Annotated in this window: 16 protein-coding genes; 13 read left to right on the forward strand and 3 right to left on the reverse strand. The window is 41.4% G+C overall.

Annotation, left to right across the window (positions count from 1 at the left end; all coding sequences use genetic code 11):
- Positions 1 to 20 precede the first annotated feature (20 nt).
- The gene (locus AC1ECB_RS02550; RefSeq protein WP_485667317.1) at positions 21 to 491 is read left to right on the forward strand and encodes an L-2-amino-thiazoline-4-carboxylic acid hydrolase; all 471 of its coding nucleotides are present in this window, start codon (positions 21 to 23) and stop codon (positions 489 to 491) included.
- 37 nt (positions 492 to 528) lie between these two features.
- Positions 529 to 1536: an agmatinase family protein gene (locus AC1ECB_RS02555; RefSeq protein ID WP_485669260.1), complete on the forward strand. Its 1008-nt coding sequence runs from the start codon at positions 529 to 531 to the stop codon at positions 1534 to 1536.
- Between the two features lie 185 nt (positions 1537 to 1721).
- On the opposite strand, the gene AC1ECB_RS02560 is transcribed toward AC1ECB_RS02555, so the two are convergent.
- Positions 1722 to 2411 carry a response regulator transcription factor gene (locus AC1ECB_RS02560; RefSeq protein ID WP_485667318.1) on the reverse strand — a complete coding sequence of 230 codons (690 nt, stop codon included), beginning with the start codon at positions 2409 to 2411 and terminating at the stop codon, positions 1722 to 1724.
- 43 nt (positions 2412 to 2454) lie between these two features.
- Complete coding sequence (locus AC1ECB_RS02565; RefSeq protein WP_485667319.1) at positions 2455 to 4119, reverse strand: c-type heme family protein; 1665 nt, start codon at positions 4117 to 4119, stop codon at positions 2455 to 2457.
- A 1043-nt stretch (positions 4120 to 5162) separates the two neighbouring features.
- Here AC1ECB_RS02565 and cooS point away from each other — a divergent pair.
- The 6 genes from cooS to AC1ECB_RS02595 all read left to right on the forward strand — a co-directional run bounded on the left by cooS (position 5163) and on the right by AC1ECB_RS02595 (position 12614).
- Positions 5163 to 7106 (forward strand): anaerobic carbon-monoxide dehydrogenase catalytic subunit, encoded by a 1944-nt coding sequence (cooS, locus tag AC1ECB_RS02570; protein WP_485667320.1) that lies wholly within the window; start codon positions 5163 to 5165, stop codon positions 7104 to 7106.
- 79 nt (positions 7107 to 7185) lie between these two features.
- A complete protein-coding gene (gene acsB, locus AC1ECB_RS02575) occupies positions 7186 to 9312 on the forward strand; it encodes an acetyl-CoA decarbonylase/synthase complex subunit alpha/beta (RefSeq protein WP_485667321.1) in 2127 nt (708 codons plus the stop codon).
- 169 nt (positions 9313 to 9481) lie between these two features.
- Entirely contained in the window at positions 9482 to 9661 is a 180-nt protein-coding gene (locus tag AC1ECB_RS02580; protein ID WP_485667322.1) for a hypothetical protein, read from the forward strand.
- 257 nt (positions 9662 to 9918) lie between these two features.
- Complete coding sequence (locus AC1ECB_RS02585; protein ID WP_021166982.1) at positions 9919 to 10161, forward strand: hypothetical protein; 243 nt, start codon at positions 9919 to 9921, stop codon at positions 10159 to 10161.
- 29 nt (positions 10162 to 10190) lie between these two features.
- A complete protein-coding gene (locus AC1ECB_RS02590; protein ID WP_485667323.1) occupies positions 10191 to 10313 on the forward strand; it encodes a hypothetical protein in 123 nt (40 codons plus the stop codon).
- Between the two features lie 603 nt (positions 10314 to 10916).
- Entirely contained in the window at positions 10917 to 12614 is a 1698-nt protein-coding gene (locus AC1ECB_RS02595; protein ID WP_485667324.1) for a methyl-accepting chemotaxis protein, read from the forward strand.
- A 19-nt stretch (positions 12615 to 12633) separates the two neighbouring features.
- On the opposite strand, the gene AC1ECB_RS02600 is transcribed toward AC1ECB_RS02595, so the two are convergent.
- On the reverse strand, positions 12634 to 13182 hold the full coding sequence (locus AC1ECB_RS02600; protein WP_485667325.1) for a helix-turn-helix domain-containing protein: 549 nt from the start codon (positions 13180 to 13182) through the stop codon (positions 12634 to 12636).
- Positions 13183 to 13547: 365 nt separating this feature from the next.
- On the opposite strand from AC1ECB_RS02600, the gene AC1ECB_RS02605 reads away from it, so the two are divergent.
- From AC1ECB_RS02605 to AC1ECB_RS02625, 5 genes are all read left to right on the forward strand, one after another.
- On the forward strand, positions 13548 to 14678 hold the full coding sequence (locus AC1ECB_RS02605; protein ID WP_485667326.1) for an ABC transporter substrate-binding protein: 1131 nt from the start codon (positions 13548 to 13550) through the stop codon (positions 14676 to 14678).
- Between the two features lie 65 nt (positions 14679 to 14743).
- Positions 14744 to 15616 (forward strand): branched-chain amino acid ABC transporter permease, encoded by an 873-nt coding sequence (locus AC1ECB_RS02610; RefSeq protein ID WP_485667327.1) that lies wholly within the window; start codon positions 14744 to 14746, stop codon positions 15614 to 15616.
- Entirely contained in the window at positions 15617 to 16618 is a 1002-nt protein-coding gene (locus tag AC1ECB_RS02615) for a branched-chain amino acid ABC transporter permease (RefSeq protein ID WP_485667328.1), read from the forward strand.
- The gene (locus AC1ECB_RS02620; protein WP_485667329.1) at positions 16599 to 17375 is read left to right on the forward strand and encodes an ABC transporter ATP-binding protein; all 777 of its coding nucleotides are present in this window, start codon (positions 16599 to 16601) and stop codon (positions 17373 to 17375) included. The genes AC1ECB_RS02615 and AC1ECB_RS02620 overlap by 20 nt, the downstream gene beginning before the upstream one ends.
- Positions 17363 to 18067, forward strand: coding sequence for an ABC transporter ATP-binding protein (locus AC1ECB_RS02625; RefSeq protein ID WP_485667330.1), 705 nt, complete (start codon positions 17363 to 17365; stop codon positions 18065 to 18067). Before AC1ECB_RS02620 ends, AC1ECB_RS02625 begins: the two co-directional genes overlap by 13 nt.
- Positions 18068 to 18102 lie beyond the last annotated feature (35 nt).

Below are 18102 nucleotides of genomic sequence, written 5' to 3' on the forward strand. Positions count from 1 at the left end.
AATTAGATAAGGGAGATGTAATGATGGAAGATCAAAAAATGAAAGATCCGGTATCAATGTTTGTTTTATTTGCGCAGATGTTTTCTATTACTGCTAAACATTTAGAGAAAGAATTTGGTCAAAAGGGATTGGATGTTTTAGCGGATTCTGTAAAGGAATTCGGTGTGATGAGAGGAAAGGATATTGCCTGTCGCGCTGCAGCCCGCGGCCAAAAGAATACAGTAGAAAATTATTTGGACAACTATGATATGGAAAGAAGTGAACTTTTCGGCTATACCAATGAATACAAACCAGATTGCGTTTTTCAGGAATTTACAAAATGTATATTTGCAGAAACATGGATGGAAGCCGGTGAGGAGAAATATGGGAGAATTTATTGCAACAATATCGATCCGGCTATTGCTTACGGATATAATGAAAATTTAGAGTGTAAGCATGAAAAAATCATGTATGATGATAAAAAATGCACATTTTGTTTCAAAATGAAATAATGAAAATGTAGTTATTTGAGTCAGAAGGGTGAGAGATATGGAAACAAGACCTGTAATTTATGATCCTACTAGTAAGTCAAGAGAAATTTACAGTGGCGTTCCTTCTTTTTTAGGGCTGCCGGTTGCAAAAAATAAAGAGGATTTAAAACTTTATGATTTCGCTATTTTAGGTGTTCCCTGGGAAGGTGGATGCACTTATGGAGGATATTCTTCTTGCGTAATAGCACCTAAAACAATTCGGTCCGTATCATCGAGATATACCGGCTATTTACCCGATTATGATATTGATACTTTTGACAGTTTAACTGGCTGTGATTATGGTGATACGGTAGTACAGAATGGAAATTATGAATTAACTTTTAACTCGATACGAGAAAAATATGCGGATATTATCGAAGGTGGACAAATTCCGATTGTGTTTGGCGGAGATCATTCGATAGCCTATCCCCTTATCCAGACGCTGGCCAAAAAGCATAAAAAAAGAGTAGGTGTAATCCATTTTGATGCTCATTTAGATAATTATCCGGCGTTTGGTGATGATTTATATTCTCGGTGTTCACCCTTTAATCAATTATATCAGGATGAAAATATGGATCCGACTAAAATCGTTCATATTGGTATTCGGGGAGCAAGAAATCATCCACAAGAACGTAAGGAGGCTCGTAAGTATGGTGCATCGGTGATTACGGCCAAAGAGATAAAGGAAAATGGGTATATGGCTTCCGTAAAAAAAGCCTTGTCAATTGCTAAGAAGGATACAGATGTCTTATATGTAACGGTATGTTCCGATGTATTGGATGGAGCTTTCAATCCACAAGGACCTATAGATCCCTGCGGCTTAACTTCATTTGAATTGGCTATGATGGTGAATGAGTGTGCATATGCCGGTGCAGGTTCCTTTGATTTTGTCGAAATTTATCCGGAAACTTCCGGTGCACATGTTTCAGCACATACTGGTACCTGTTTAGCCTTGTATTTTATGAATGGTGTAGCCAGAAATCGTTTGGAGAAAAATCAAAAATTAAGTAATTGTTCTAATTATTGATCTATCGAATTTCCATGCTGTGGGTCACAAGTTTGGAGCCGTTGTCCGCTCCAGTAAAATAAATCCTTCCAGGCATTTGCCAGGAAGGATTTATTGCAAGTGATATGTCCCCTTAAAAGAGACAGTTGAAATAATAAACTGTCTCTTTTAAGGGGAGTTTTTATTATGAGGGGATAGGGTTAATTCTAAATTACGAACTTATAGCCTACTCCCCGGAGTGTTTGAATAAAAGAAAACTGAGAATCTGTTCGTTTGATTTTTTCCCGTAATCGGCTTATTAAAACGGTAACAGTATCTTCGTTTCCTATGTAATCGTTTTGCCATATTTGGTATAGCAATTGTTTTCGCGTAAATACTTTGTTGGGGTGTTTTACCATAAACCATAAGATATCGAATTCTTTAGCGGTTAGTTCAATAGGCTGATCATCCAAGTATACTTCCCGGGATGTAGGATTGATAGTTAATCCATTATGACTGTAGCTCGAGCCGTCAATACTTGACGAATGGTTTTCCACTTTAGTACGCCGAAGGATAGCTTTTACTCTTAGGCATAATTCGATTGGGCTAAATGGTTTTGTTAAATAGTCATCAACGCCCAAATTGAATCCTAGAATTTTATCTACCTCTTGATTTCTAACAGAGAGGATGATGATTGGTAGAGAAGAGGTTTCGCGAATGGTCCGACATACCTGGAAACCATCCACTTTAGGTAGCGCAAGATCAAGGATAATTAAGTCATAGTCCTGGCGTTGAAATTGCTCAATGGCTTGCTGACCGTCAATGGCAGTGGTAACTTCATAGCCTTCTCGCGTTAGACAATGTTCAATAATTCTCAAGATTTTTGGTTCGTCATCTACAACCAAAATTGTAGGCACCAGAATCGCCCCTTTTTTGACATACCAGTAATTTAAAAACAAATTAAGCTTCAGTTGGGATTTGTTGTATCGGTAAGGTAAAGTAGAAAGTGCTTCCCTTTCCAAGTGTACTTTCTACCCCAATGGTTCCACCATGAAGTTCGATCAGGTGTTTAGTAATTGCCAAGCCTAAGCCAGTTCCTCCATATTCCTTGGTAGTTCCGGAATCGACTTGGAAAAATTTATCGAAGATAAACGCAAGATCGTCTTTGGACAGTCCCTTTCCAGTATCCTTCACAGAAACCAATAGCTTCTCCTCATCGTCCAGATAGCTTACTTTTAAATGAATACTTCCACCAACTGGTGTAAACTTTACGGCATTGGATAATAAATTCATTATGATTTGTTTTACTTTATTTTTATCAGCTTGAATTACTGGGAGTTCATTAGATATTTCAGTAGTAAGAGTCAAACCGGCTCTGCTGGTTAGAGGTTGGAAAATTCGTTCCAATACTGCAGTAATTTCAGTTATATCGAAGACAACAGGATGAAGAAGCAATTTCCCTTTTTCCACTTTTGACAAATCCAATATATCTCTAATTAAATCCAGTAGATGGTGGGCACTTTGATAGATGTCGTATACATATTCTGTTACTTCTTGTTTTTCTGTTCCGTATTCCAGGATGATTTCAGCATAGGCAATCATCGCTGTAAGCGGCGTTTGCAGTTCATGACTCATAGTAGCAATAAACTCGGATTTAACTTCGCTTGCTTCGGCCAACTTTCTATTAATATCTTGCAATTGTTGTTGATGTGCTTGCAGGACTTGGTATGCTGAAGCTAATTCATTTGTTCTTTCACTAACTTTATTTTCTAGATTATCGTGCAGTTCTTTAAGGTTCATAGCCATAGATTGAAAGTTATCATACAGCGTTTGGATTTCGAAGTTTCCTATTGCTCGCGGGTCACGAACATCTAGATCGCCGTGCCCAATTTTTTGTACTAGCGCTGTCATGTATTCGATGGGTTTAACGAAACTTTTTCGAATAAGAAGGTAGGTTATAGAAGTCAGAGTCAGCCAAAGTGCAAACATGGCCAGTAAGCGGCCGGTAAGCATCTTTTGGTAATTAGTTTCCATTTGTTCCATTGGCGCTACAATGCTTATTGCTCCGGCGAAATCTCCTATTTTTGAGCCTTCTTTAGGGAAACCAGCGATGTCTAGTTGCCCCGCGGGTTCACCATGGCAGGTTAAACAGCTACTATCATAGTATAAAGGGCGCATGTAACGAAAGACTTTTTTCTCGTTCAGCGTATCAACAGCCCATCCTTCATCAAGATTTCTATCACCTGACAGCTTTTTTAGCATTTCCACTTCAAATTTATCTGGCGAGTTTTGAGGATTTCGTACAGTTAAGTTAGTTTGCTTGAAAGTATATCCCATTGTACCGTTAAACAATTCAGATATGCTCCGAATAGCAACAGATGGATTAAGATTTTTAAAATGCAGGGCGCCATTTTGGTCTTTGTTGATTAACTCTTGCTTTTGGGCGATGAAAGTCCGGGTAGAAAGTAAGGAGTTAGCCAGTACCGCAGTGCTTTCATGTAAATCCTCTAATGCTTGCTGGCGTTGAACGTAACTATCCCAGGCAAGATAAAGTAACATTAATATAGTTATAGTTGTGGTTAGAAGTATCATAATTTGGGTGTTAAGACGCGTTCGGTTTAGCATTTTTTTGCCACCTTTGGATATATACCTTCTAAATAAATAAAGCTTTTCCGGAATTGCCCGAAAAAAGCTAGCTAAACAGAATAGGTAAGTTTGGTTTCAGGCCAGTAACCAATTCTATCAATATTGACAATACCTGTACGTAACTATGATGCCCATATCTTAGCAGAGGCTGAGTCAATAGTCAATGACTAGCTGCCCTTCCTATCTGTATTCTTAAATAAAATGACATTTTTCTTATCTGCTGATAATGTTTCTACAATCTTCTGTTTAGCTAAATGCAAGATTGAGTAATGATTAGTTAAGGGAAATAATACCTAACTTTTATATTTTGTTTTGCATCTGTTACGCTTATGAAAAGTTTAATGAAATAAAGTTTGTGTATAATTTAACTAACTTAAATATGCTTATTATCCCGGGTATTGAGTATATGAGAGTAATTTCTAAAGGGAGGTATAAGCTCAAGGATTTTTGCGCATCACGTCGATTTGTCCCTTCCTATGTTCACTAGGGTTCAAAAAAATTTTATGTGTGGCCTGAACCGTGTACTTACACAGTGTTAATAGTTTTCAGTTGCCTATTGACACATCAGAGTTATATGAGGATAATAACTCTCCCGAATGAGGAAACCGCCAACTGCGTTTCTTTGATTTCGGTCATAAGTATGTTGAGTTACTATCGTTAGGAGCCGATAGTAACTTAGCATGTAGGGTTGTACCATTTTCAGCAATTTTGGTAACAACATCATTTTTAGCAAGGTACTGCCGTTGGAGCCGGCATTACCTTGCCATATAACTGTTGTAATGTATTCAGAAATTATTGCAGCACATGTTGAGGTACTGACAGTCGGAGCCAGTATCTTAACATATGTGATATGCCTTTGTGACCAAGTAGCACCCTTTAGAAAGTTACCTATGATCTCAATTGGATTATGGTTAGTGAAAACTAGCTAAATGCAAAAAAATGGCACTGAATAGATACGTAATTTCAAATGGAATTCTAATTGATAATTGATATCCAATGATGAATATATGGGGGTAAAGAAAATGTCCGAATTTGAAAAATATACGATTGATATAGCGGCTTATCCCATGCTGGATAGAGCGAAAGAGTTAGGATTTCTAACTACTTTTGATAGAGCAAAAGCGCAAGAGCCACGTTGTACTTACGGTAATACCGGTATTTGCTGCCGTATTTGTCTGCAAGGCCCTTGCCGTATACTGCCGAAGAAACCAGGCGGCAACAAAGGTATCTGCGGTGCACGTGATTACACTATCGTTGCCCGTAACACGGTTCGTTATATTGCTGGCGGCGCTGCCGCCCACTCCGATCATGGCCGTGAAATTTCTGAAGCTCTTTTGCATACTGCCGAAGGTCATTTTAAAGATTATCAAATTACTGATACTAACAAGCTTATGTATGTGGCTAAAAATATCGGTGTTGAAACCGAAGGCCGTGAAATAAATGCTATAGCTAAAGATGTTGCTAACGCTGCACTGGAGGAATATAGGCGCGTTGATGAAAATGAAGAAGTTACCTGGCTGAAATCGTATATTCCTGAGAACACTCTTGCTATTTGGCGTAAAACAACGATTATGCCTACTGGTATCAATCTTAGTCTGGCAAAATTACTGCATCAAACCCATGTTGGTAATGATTCTGACCCCATTAATATTACTTTTGGTGGTCTGAAGGTTGCACTGTGTGACCTTGATGGATCACATGTTGCTACTGACTTATCCGATATTCTTTTTGGTACAGGCGTACCTGTAGTAACGGAAGCTAATCTGGGGGCTATCAAAGCTGATAAAGTGAATATTGCCGTTCATGGCCATAATCCGTTGCTTTCGCAAATGATTGTTAAAGCTGCCAAGGAAATGCAGGAAGAAGCTAAAGCTGCCGGCGCAGCAGGCATCAACCTTGTTGGTATCTGCTGTACCGGTAACGAAGTTCTTATGCGTGAGGGTGTTGCTATTGCCACTAACTTTGCTACCCAAGAATTAGCAGTTTTGACAGGTGCTATGGATGCGATGGTTGTTGATGTTCAGTGTATTATGCCAAGCTTACGTTCAGTAGCTGAATGTTTCCAGACTAAGATTGTTACCACTTCGCCAATTATGAAAATTCCTGGATCTTACCATTATGCGTTTGATGAAGCTCATGCCATGGATAGTGCGAAAGAAATCATTCGTTTGGCAATTGACGCGTATAAACAACGTGATCAGGCGAAAGTTAACATTCCTAATGTTACAAATAAAGTTGTTGCAGGTTTCAGTGTTGAGGCTATGCTCAATATCTTCAAGAAAGTTAACCCGGAACATCCATTGCGGGTTATCGCAGATGCTATCGAAGCTGGTGAAATTAAAGGTGTTGCTGCTCTTATTGGGTGTAATAACCAAAAAGTTACCCATAACTACAGTCACACCACCATCGCTCAAGAATTAGCTAAAAATGATGTATTGTTGCTCGCCGGTGGCTGCTCTGCCCAGGCTCACGCTCTATCCGGGATGATGAATGGCGAAGCTGTACAGAAATATGCTGGTGAGGGTCTGAAGAAATTCTTTGCTCGCCTGAATGAAGTATCAGGTTTAACTGAAGATCTACCATTGATGTTCCATATGGGCTCTTGCGTTGATTATAGCCGCATGCAGCTTTTTGCTAATCTGTTAGCAGCAGAAATGGGCGTAGATCTTGCTGAACTTCCGTATGCTGTTAGTGCGCCGGAAGCTATGTCCGAAAAGGCTGTTGCTATCGGTTCTTGGAATGTTTGTTGCGGTAATCCTATGCATGTTGGTGTTAGTGGTCCTACTGTTGGCAGCCAACTTGTTGATGATGTTGTAACCAAAATTGCGGAAGATGTATTTGGTGGATTTTTCTTCTGGGAACCAGATCCCCATAAAGCTTCGGTTAGAATGATCGACATTCTCGAAGAACGTAATTGGAAAAATGTTATGCGTAAAAAAGCCCGTGATGCTAAAGCGGCTAACTAATCACTGTTTCGGACTATATTATCAACTATCAATAGAAGATAATGAGAATTTGACTCTATGAAGGAGGACGAAAAGCAATATGTCTATAGAGCTTTTTAAAGGCGCCTATGAAGGTGCTGTCACAGCTACCAGCTATGCAGAAATTCTTTTGGCTAAAGCGATTAAGGTACACGGTGCTGATTGCCCGGTAAAATATCCCGATACAGCCTACAGATTGCCTGTAATCACTGCGCTGAGCGGTGAAGAAGTAAATACCATTGGTGATCTTGCTCCGATTCTTAACCGGATTCGTACCACCAATATTCGTGAAGAACTGAATTTGGAAAATGCGAAACTTAACGGTGAAGCTACCCTGTATGCTGCTGAAATTATCGAAGCTCTACGGTATATTAATGGTGCAAAACCTGACGTATTTCCGTACTGCGGCTTTGTTACTGACCCGATTCTTCGTAAATTCGGCGTACCTTTGGTTGACCAGACAATTCCGGGCGTTGCCGTTATTGTTGGTAAAGGTAAAGACAGTAAATCAACTGCCAAACTGGTAAAAGAACTTCAGTCCAAAGGTATTATGATTTTCTTGGTTAACGAAGTAATTGAGCAATGTATTGAAGAAAACGTTAAAATCGGTTCTGAATTCATTACCTTTCCAGTCGGTAACTTTACCCAGGTTATCCACGCTGTTAACTTCGCTTTCCGGGCTGGTCTCGCTTTCGGTGGTATTCCTGCCGGTCAGCGTGAACGGGCTATAGAATATCAATTGAAACGCGTTTTCGCGTTTGTTATTCAGCTTGGACCTAATGACGTTGTTAAAACTGCTGCTGAATTTGGTGCTATGTTCATGGGCTTCCCGACAGTTACCGATCAGCCGGTAGCCGAAGAAATTCCTGAGTGGTATCAATCTGAGCCTGATTATGAAAAAATCGGCAAACTGGGTCTTGAGATCCGCGGCGTAAAAATTAAGATTGTTGATATCCCTGTACCTATTACCATTGGACCTGCATTCGAAGGCGAAACCATCCGTAAGAAAGATGCTTGGGTTGAGTTTGGTGGTGGTCGCTCTACCAGCTTTGAGCTTGTTCGGATGTGCGGCGTTGATGAAGTTGAAGATGGTAAAATTGAAGTTGTTGGACCAGAAATTAACGAGATGTCGGAAGGCAGTGTCTTCCCACTTGGCTTTATGATTGATATCTATGGACGTAAAATGCAGGAAGACTTCGAAGGCGTGCTCGAACGTCGTATCCACTACAACCTTAACTATGGTGAAGGCTTGTGGCATGTAGCCCAACGTAACATGATGTGGGTGCGTATTGGTAAAAATGCCAAAGAAGCCGGCTTCAAAATCAAAGACTTTGGTGAAATTCTTATTGCTAAATTCAAATCTGATTTCCCCGCTATCGTTGACCGTGTACAAGTTACCATTATTACCGATAAAGATGTTATTGAAGATAAAATTAAAATTGCTATTGAAAAATATGCTACCCGTGATGCTCGTCTCAAAGGCCTTACTGATGATGTTGAAACATATTATTCTTGCCTGCTCTGTCAGTCTTTTGCACCAAACCATGTGTGCGTAGTATCGCCAGAACGCTTAGGTTTATGCGGTGCTGTTAGCTGGCTTGACGCAAAAGCTTCTAACGAAATCAATCCTCTTGGCCCAAATCAGCCGATTGAAAAAGGGGAATGCCTTGATGCTGAAAAAGGTCAGTGGAAAAACCTTAATGATTTCATTTATGCTAATTCCCACAACACGGTCGAAGCCGTAAACTTCTATACGCTTATGGAAAACCCGATGACATCTTGCGGTTGCTTCGAAGCCATTATGGCGATTTTGCCGCTGTGTAATGGTGTCATGATTACAACTCGTGAACATGCTGGCGAAACTCCTTGCGGCATGACCTTCTCCGCTTTGGCTGGTACTTGTGGTGGCGGTATGCAGACTCCTGGTTTTATGGGTCTTGGTCGTCGGTACATTACCAGTAAAAAGTTTATCAAAGCAGACGGTGGCCTTGCACGTCTTGTCTGGATGCCGAAAGAACTCAAAGAATTCTTAGGTCAAGACCTTATTGATGTTGCAGTAGCTGAAGGTTTGGGCGCAGATTTTGTTGATAAGATTGCTGATGAAACTGTTGGCATTAGCGAAGACGAAATCCTGCCATTCCTGGAAGAAAAACAACATCCTGCGCTCAAATTGGATTCTTTGATGTAAGCGGAAACTTACCTGCGCAAACATGGAAGAGCCATCCTCACTTAACTGTTGAGTGATGGCTCTTCCATGTTTTACAAAAAAAATGCTGGTTAATCATATTGGCGCTTTCAATTTAGCCGTGAGATGAATAGGATATTGCAGATTACTGCTAGATAAGGAGGCCACTAACTTGTCTCACTTCGCTATTATCTGCATCGGCAGAGAAGGGTTTGAAATTGTGCCGATAACACCTGAAGGTAATACCTACATAGCGCACTGCAGGGGAATGATGACGTATTCTAAGCGGAATATTGCCAAATCAGCGGTTAAACGAATGGAAATGACACTAAACAGGCGTATCAAAAATTAACTAGCCGGTTAATCCGGCTGAGATAAAGGAGGACAAGCCAACGAAGTCTCAGGCAGGTCCCGTAGCATACTGACTCACACGAAAATATTATCTTAGAACATGGATTGTACGTGTAGCGCAGGTTGAAGATATTCAATGTGCCTTTCTGAAGTTGAATTTAGAACAATAATTTTACCGTAGTTTTACATATTGATAACACATAAAATGTAAAGACCATATAAAATAAAGTTAAGTACTTAAAGAAAGGCTGTGAAACTATGGCGATTTGGCGAGTTGAAGTCGATAATAAAGAAGTTAACCGGCATCGGAAATGGTTAAATCAACGGGGCTTTAGTTCAGCACATTATTTTGCTTCTAATGGTTTTTCTTTAGAAAAAATGAGACAAATGGCTACAGAGGGAAAGCTTCATGCGGTACAATGTGCTATCGGAAAGTCGGTGCGCTGGTACTATATGGAGAGTCAAGCAGAGTTGGCTCGGCTACGTGGAGAACTTTCATGATGAATAAGAATAGAAGAGAGTGTGTGAAAGTGACTGATCTGAATAAGCTAGATATTGAAATAACACCGGAAGAAATGGAAGAATTGCTACGTGATCTACCGGTTATCCTCCAAGAATTGAATGAGAATGTTGTTAAGGAAAAGGTATCTTGATGTTTGACAAGAAAGGCTTCGCCGGACATGGGTGAAGATTTTCTGCTGTGAAAGATATCAAACACGTTGGTTCCAAAATTATTGATATTTATGTAATTGCAAGGCTAAAGGTCAGAAGAGTAGATGGATAAAGTGATCCGGACGGTAACACCATTCGGTTATATAGAAACCTCCTCCCCATTTATAGAAGGGGCCGTGTTGAAACTTTTACGTTCAACACGGCCCCTTCGGCTTTCTAGCCATAGCCCTTAATAATCCAAGAAGTGTTTTCTGCTAGCAGATAGCCTGCGGTTTTGCACCCAGACAATTACGGTTTGTGTTGATACTGTGCTGGTTCAATAATGATCTTTGATGGCTATAGTGGAGCTTTTACTACTTCATTCAAAACCATATGAGTTTTCCGCGAAGAAGGGCATAAAACCTAGTGTATGCAGGTTTGTGGATTCGATATTTTGTTTGTTCTTGGATTTGTAGTTGCCGTAATTCATTATTTCACCGAAAATAGGGAAAATTCTTAAAAATAAGTTAGAAAAGCAGGAATTTGAGATTTTTATATAAAATTATACATATTGTGACACTTATCTAAGGAGGGGCTATTAAATTATGAACATGACATTAAAAACAAAAGTGGTTGGCGGATTTTTACTTGTAGTAATGTTTACCCTATTAGTTTCTGGAATCAGTTTCTATATGATTGGGCAAATGAATGCGACAACGAAAGAAATCAGTGAAAATGCAGTTCCTTTGATGATGAAGACAACCAAGGTTGCTAAGCTTAGCGTTAATCAGGTAGCGACCCTTCGCGCTTATTTGATAACAGGACAAGACAGCTATATTGAGGAATATAAAAAGTATAGTGATGAAGCTGGGCAGATTGAGGATGAGTTAGATAAAAAAGCAATAACAGAACAAGGCCGAAAATTTGCCCAGGAATTGAAAACCCTGGACAATGAGTATGATCAGTATATCGAAAAAATTGTAGCTTTGAAAAAAGCAGGTAAAGACCAGGAAGCGATCATACTACTGCGGGATCAGGCGACTCCTGTTGCCAAGGCGCTAAATGGTAAAGTGGAAGAATATGTAGTGTTTAGAGAAAAACAGATTGAAAATGCTTTTGCGCAATCGAAGGCAACCGGTGATTATACACGTACTATGGTTGGTATAATTAGCGTAATTGCTTTGCTGGCAGGTATCGGCATCGGACTTGTTATAAGCCGTTCAGTTGTTGGCGCATTACGGGCGGTAACGGATGACCTTACCAGATTAGCTAAAGGTGACTACAGCTTTACTGTTCCAGAAGTATTTCTTACTAAGAAAGACGAAATAGGTATTATGGCGCATGCTATGGATAACATGCTTAAAGCGATGCGGGGTGTTATTGGTCAGGTTTCTCATTCTTCCGAGCAATTAGCGGCTTCTTCTGAACAGCTAACCGCTAGTTCTGAACAGGCGGCTCAGGCAGCTAACCAGGTGGCAGAGGCTATTACCGAGGTAGCAACAGGGGCAACAAATCAACTAAAAGCAGTAAATGAAACCACCAATGTTGTGGAACAATTATCTGCTGGTATACAAGAAGTTGCTGCTAATGCTGGTAATGTCGCTGCTACGGCTCAACAGGCATCTACAGCGGCTCAGGAAGGCGGTAAGGCAATACAGAAGGCAACAAGCCAGATGGCAGAAATTGAAAAAACGGTTGATGATTCGGCACAGTTAGTAAGCAAACTAGGTGACCGCTCTCAAGAAATAGGAACGATTGTTGATACAATTTCTGGTATAGCCGGGCAAACGAATCTCTTGGCGCTGAATGCAGCTATTGAAGCAGCTCGGGCGGGAGAACAGGGACGTGGTTTTGCAGTTGTGGCTGAAGAAGTGCGAAAACTAGCTGAACAATCACAAGACGCGGCGAAACAAATAGCCGGGCTTATCGGTCAAATTAGGGAGGATACCGATAAGGCGGTAAATGCGATGAATGAGGGAACGCAGGAAGTTAAGACAGGTACCGAAGTGGTCAATGAGGCTGGCAGAACTTTTAATGAAATTGTGAGCCTGATTGGGCGCGTATCAGATCAGGTGAATGATATTTCAGCGGCAATTGAGCAAATGGCTGCTAGTAGTCAGCATATAGTGGGGTCGGTCAAAGAGATCAATATAATTAGTAAAGAGGCATCAATGCATACGCAGACAGTGTCTGCCGCTACCGAAGAGCAACTGGCTTCGATGGAAGAGATTGCATCGTCCAGCCAGGAGTTGGCTAAAATGGCGGAAGAGTTACGTAGTGTTGTATCACATCTTAGAGTATAAAAACCAAGCATAAAGTGTATTAGTGGTGATAGATAATATTTTGAAAACGTACCAGTTTATCTGTAAGATTGCGGTAAGCGTGTGGCTGATCACTTTGAAAATGGATGGCATCGCCAGTGGTTAATTGATAATTTTGATCTCCGACTTCAACTTCCAGGCGTCCATCAAGGAGTAATACATATTCTTCGGAATTTACGTCATGAGGGTCGGAAGAATGTGAACACTGCGCGGCTAACGTGATGAGGAATATTTCAAAGTGATTTTCCTGATTAAAGGAAAACTGTGGAAATATGGTCATCCCATCAGCGTCACTGATGGATTCAATTTCATTGAGGCGAACCAATTCAGCTGGAGGTTTATTGGTAGCCATAAGTCTGTTGAAAGGTACGCGGAGTCCGGAAGCTATCTTCCATAAAGTGTTGACAGTTGGATTTGATTCTGCTCGTTCGATTTGCCCCAGCATTGCTTTACTGACACCAGAGCGCTCAGCCAGTTTGTCAAGGCTTAATTTTTGTTGGCGGCGAAGCTGAGCAAGATTATTGCCGATTACTACAGTTAAATCGTTCACTATATTACCTCACAATACAATATAAAGTATTTTATGCAATATAACGCACAAAAAGGTTGCACAATATAACGCACCTGTGTATAATATAACACATAAAGTACTTAAGAACAATTATAAGCAAGTGAATTTCATATGGTTGCTTTGGTTACTATTAGCAATGAGGCTAAGATTTCTCTCTTGGGAAACCTTAGCCTTTTTCTGTTAATCTCTAAAGCTATCAGTGAAGCAGTCTGAGGTTACCTACCCGTCTATCGCTGCTATTCGCATTCACAAAGCAGTATCCTAATTTCGTGGATTGTTATTGGAAAAGGAGGGAATTTCAAGTCGGATTTTGGGGTTAGTATTTATTATTGGAGGGATAAAAAATGATTAGAAAATTGGTTGCCTTAGTTACAATGTTACTGTTTGCTTTGGTGGGATCAGGTTGTGGCACATCAACAAAGGGGCAGAGTGATGAAATTGTTTTGGGGTTAACCGCGCCAATGAGCGGTGATTATGCCGAATACGGCAACTCATTCAAAAATGCTGTAGGACTAGCTATTGACAAGGTCAATAACGACGGCGGCATTAATGGGAAGAAGCTTAAACTGGTAGTCAGTGACAGTAAGAATGATCCTAAAGAAGCAGCAAATATTGCCCAAAAGTTTGTATCTGATGCTAGTGTTATGGCTGTTATTGGAGATTTTACCACTACCTCAGCCTTAGCCGGTGCACCTATTTATCAAAAGGGTGGTTTAGTGCAATTATCACCTACTTCGTCGCACCCGGATTTTACGAAACAGGGTAATTATATTTTTCGTAACATTGCCACACAGGCAAAAGAGGGACCAATTGTTGCCGACTATACAGTTAATAACTTAAATAAAAAGCGGGTAGCTATTGTTTATATTAAAAATGACTGGGGCATTGTTGCGCAGGAAAACTATCAGAAGGCTGTGGAAAATCTTGGTGGCAATGTTGTTGCTGTTGAGTCGTTCCTGCCGGAGCAAGGTAAGGATTTTAACGCTATTATTACTAAGGTAAAGGAACAACAACCAGACATTGTTTATCTGGGCATGATGTACACCGATGCGGCCTTATTAGCACAGCAGATGCGCAAACAAAACATGAATGTACCGCTTATTGGAACCAGCTCGCTGTTTTCCGAGGAATTGCTTAAGCTGGGCGGCAGTGCAGTTGAAGGATTGTATCTCACTTGCTCCTTTTATCCGGCGGATCAACGCCCGGAAGTGCAGGATTTTGTTAGCAAATACCAAGCACAATATGGCAAAGCACCAACCATGTTTGCGGCACAGGCTTATGATGCCGCCGGCCTGATTATCGAGGCACTTAAAAATGGGGCTAAGGACCGTAGTTCGCTGCGTGATAAATTGACGGCAATAAAAAACTATCCTGGTGTTACAGGTAGTACTTCTTTTGATGAAAACCGCGATGTGGATAAAGGCCTGTTTAAGCTGATGGTTAAAGACGGTAAATACATCCCCTACAAACTTTAAATGATTAGGCGCGGTAGATGTCTAAATCAATGCCGCGCTAACCCCGAAAAGGAGGTAGATATTTCATGCTACTGCAACAAGTTATTAATGGATTAGCGCAAGGAAGTATTTATTCATTAATCGGAATAGGTTTTGCGCTGATTTTTGGGGTTTTGGGACTGGTGCATTTTGCGCATGGTGAGGTATATATGCTGGGGGCATTTTTCGGATTTTTTCTCATAACGGCGTTTCACCTGGATATTTTCTCAGCCCTGATTATCGCAATTATCGGCTCGGCGGTTATTGGAGTTATTATTGAGGCGGTTGCTTTTCGGACACTTAGAAAAGCGCCAGATGTAGCTCCGATGGTATGCACGTTAGGATTATCTGTCGTTTTGCAAAATGTAGCTATGCTGATATGGGGCAGTGATACCAAATCTATACCCGATGTTATTGATAGCATGGTTATTCCATTTGCCGGAGCGCAGATATCTGGGTCGCAAGTGATTATCTTTGGTGTTGCGGTAGCTTTAATGGCGGCACTGCAGTTTATCCTGTACCGTTCAAAAATGGGTAAGGCGATCCGAGCTACGGCACAAAACAAAGAAGCGGCCGCATTGATGGGGGTAAATATCAACCGGATTATTTCAGCTACGTTCGCGTTGGGTTCAGGGTTGGGCGGCGCTGCAGGTGTACTGGTGGGGATATACTATAACGCATTTTTCCCGACGATGGGTTTTATGGCTGGTTTGAAAGCGTTTACCGCGACTGTGTTAGGCGGGCTGACGAGCGTCCCTGGCGCCATGCTCGGCGGCCTTATTCTTGGAATTGCTGAAAATTTAGGGGCGGCCTACATTTCTTCTGGTTACCGGGACTTAATTGCCTTTGCTATTCTGATTTTGGTATTGCTGATTAAACCGTCGGGAATTTTTGGCCGGGGATTTCAGGGGAAAGTGTAGGTGGTGAGGTTGTTAACTGGTTTTACTGTGAATCGCAAGGTGATCTATGGATTTATTTTGGCAGCAGTTTTAATTTTGCCGCTAGTTATTACTAATGATTATGTTATCCGCATTGCAGTGGTGGCCGGGGGCTATATTATCCTAAGTCTGGGGCTGAATTTGGTAACAGGTTATGCCGGACAATTTTGCCTGGGGTGGGCTGCTTTTTATGGAATTGGGGCATATACTTCAGCGTTGTTGGCATTGAAGCTAAACTGGAGTTTTTGGCTGGGTTTACCGATGGGTGGTATTGTTGCCGCATTGTTTGGTGTTGTGTTAGGTATTCCTACCATGCGTTTGCGCGATATCTATTTAGCAATTACTACTCTGGGATTTGGCGAGATTATTCGCTTGATTTTGATGAACTGGACTAGTTTGACTCGCGGAGCTATGGGACTACCGGGTATACCAGCACCCAGCTTGTTTGGTGTTTCTCTTGATAATAAGTATTTTTACTATTATTTCATGGTTGTGTTAGTAGTTGCAAGCATCGGGGCGATGGTACGGATTATTGACTCCCGGCTAGGCCGTGCGTTGGTAGCTATCCGTGAGGATGAGTTGGCAGCTAAAAGTATGGGAATTGATACTGTCCGGTACAAAGTTATTGCTTTTGCTATTGGTGCCTTTTTTGCCGGAATTGCCGGAAGTTTCTATGCTCACTATACTACTTTTATTGATCCGCATACATTTTCTTTTAGTGAATCCATTGTTATTTTGGCAATGGTGGTACTAGGCGGGATGGGCAGTATTCCCGGGGCGATTATCGGGGCAGTGCTGTTGACGTTATTACCAGAGCTACTGCGGGACATGGCTGAATATCGCATGATTGTTTATGGTCTGCTGATGATGGCGGTTGTGCTGATAAGACCACAGGGGCTTTTAGGCAAAAATAATGACACCAGCAAAAAAAAGTCTAAAGCAACGAAACAAGGTGGTGGTGAACATGGCGTTGTTGGCGGTTGATGCGGTTAGTAAAAAATTTGGTGGCTTGACAGCGGTTGACGGTTTATCTCTTACTATTGAAAAAGGGACAGTTACAGGACTAATTGGGCCAAATGGCGCCGGAAAAACTACGGTTTTTAATTTGCTTACAGGTCTTTATTCTGTTACATCAGGCCAGGTTGTTTTTAACGGTCAGGCTATCACCAACAGGCCACCGTTTAAGATAACTCAAGCCGGGTTAACCAGAACATTTCAGAATATCAGGCTATTTAATCAGATGAGTGTGTATGACAATGTGCGCATAGGGCGGCATTGCCGGGGAACTGCCGGCGTGTGGGGAGCGCTAAGTTATAATCGAAAAACCAGACAGGAAGAGCGCGAAATAAGGGATAAGACACTGGAGTTGTTGGCTGATGTGGGGTTGTTAGACCGCAAGGATGAGCTGGCTACTAATCTTAGTTATGGGTTGCAACGAAAGCTGGAAATTGCCCGGGCACTGGCAAGTGAGCCAGAGATGTTGCTGCTCGATGAGCCGGCTGCTGGTATGAATCCACAGGAAACTAAGGAATTAACTGGCTTTATCGGCAAGCTGAATGCCAAGGGGCTGACTATTTTACTTATCGAACATGATATGAAATTAGTTATGAATATTTGTCAGAAGATTGTGGTGCTCGATTACGGTGTAAAAATTGCCGAAGGGTTGCCGCATGAGGTGCAAAATAACGATTGTGTTATTGAGGCATACCTTGGTAAGGGGGCTGCACAATGCTCAGGGTAACGGGATTAAATTCGCATTATGGTCATATTCACGCCCTTAAGAGTATTGATCTGGAAGTAAAAAAGGGTGAAATAGTTACTTTAATCGGCAGTAATGGTGCAGGAAAAACCACTGCTTTAAAAAGCATTGCCGGCTTGTTAAAGCCGACATCAGGCACGGTTTTCTTCCGTGGTAATGATATTACCGGACTGAGTGCCAATAAGCTGGTGCCGCTGGGACTTGCCCTGGTTCCTGAGGGGCGGCAGGTATTTCCTTTTATGTCAGTACTGGAGAATTTGGAAATGGGAGCATATTCCCGTACAAGCAGCGCTGAGGTTAAGAATAATTTTGCGCGCGTATATAGTTTATTTCCCAAACTTTTTGATCGTCGGCAACAGCAGTCGGGAACACTTTCCGGTGGCGAGCAGCAGATGCTGGCTATTGGCCGGGCTCTTATGTCTCAGCCGGAAATGCTGCTCCTGGATGAACCTTCGTTGGGTCTAGCGCCACTACTAATTGATACTATCTTTGAATTGATAAAGGAGATTAGTTCCCAGGGAACTACTGTGCTATTGATCGAACAAAACGCCCGTATGGCGCTAATGATTGCTCATCGCGGTTATGTGATGGAAACAGGAAAAATTATACTTGATGATGCAGCGCAAGCGCTTTTGGAAAGTGACGTCGTGCGTAAGGCATATTTGGGTGAGTAGTAGTTTGTAAGTTACATTAACGATGGAAAGAAGTT

It is taken from the genome of Sporomusa sp. 246TCP1 (assembly GCF_057319775.1).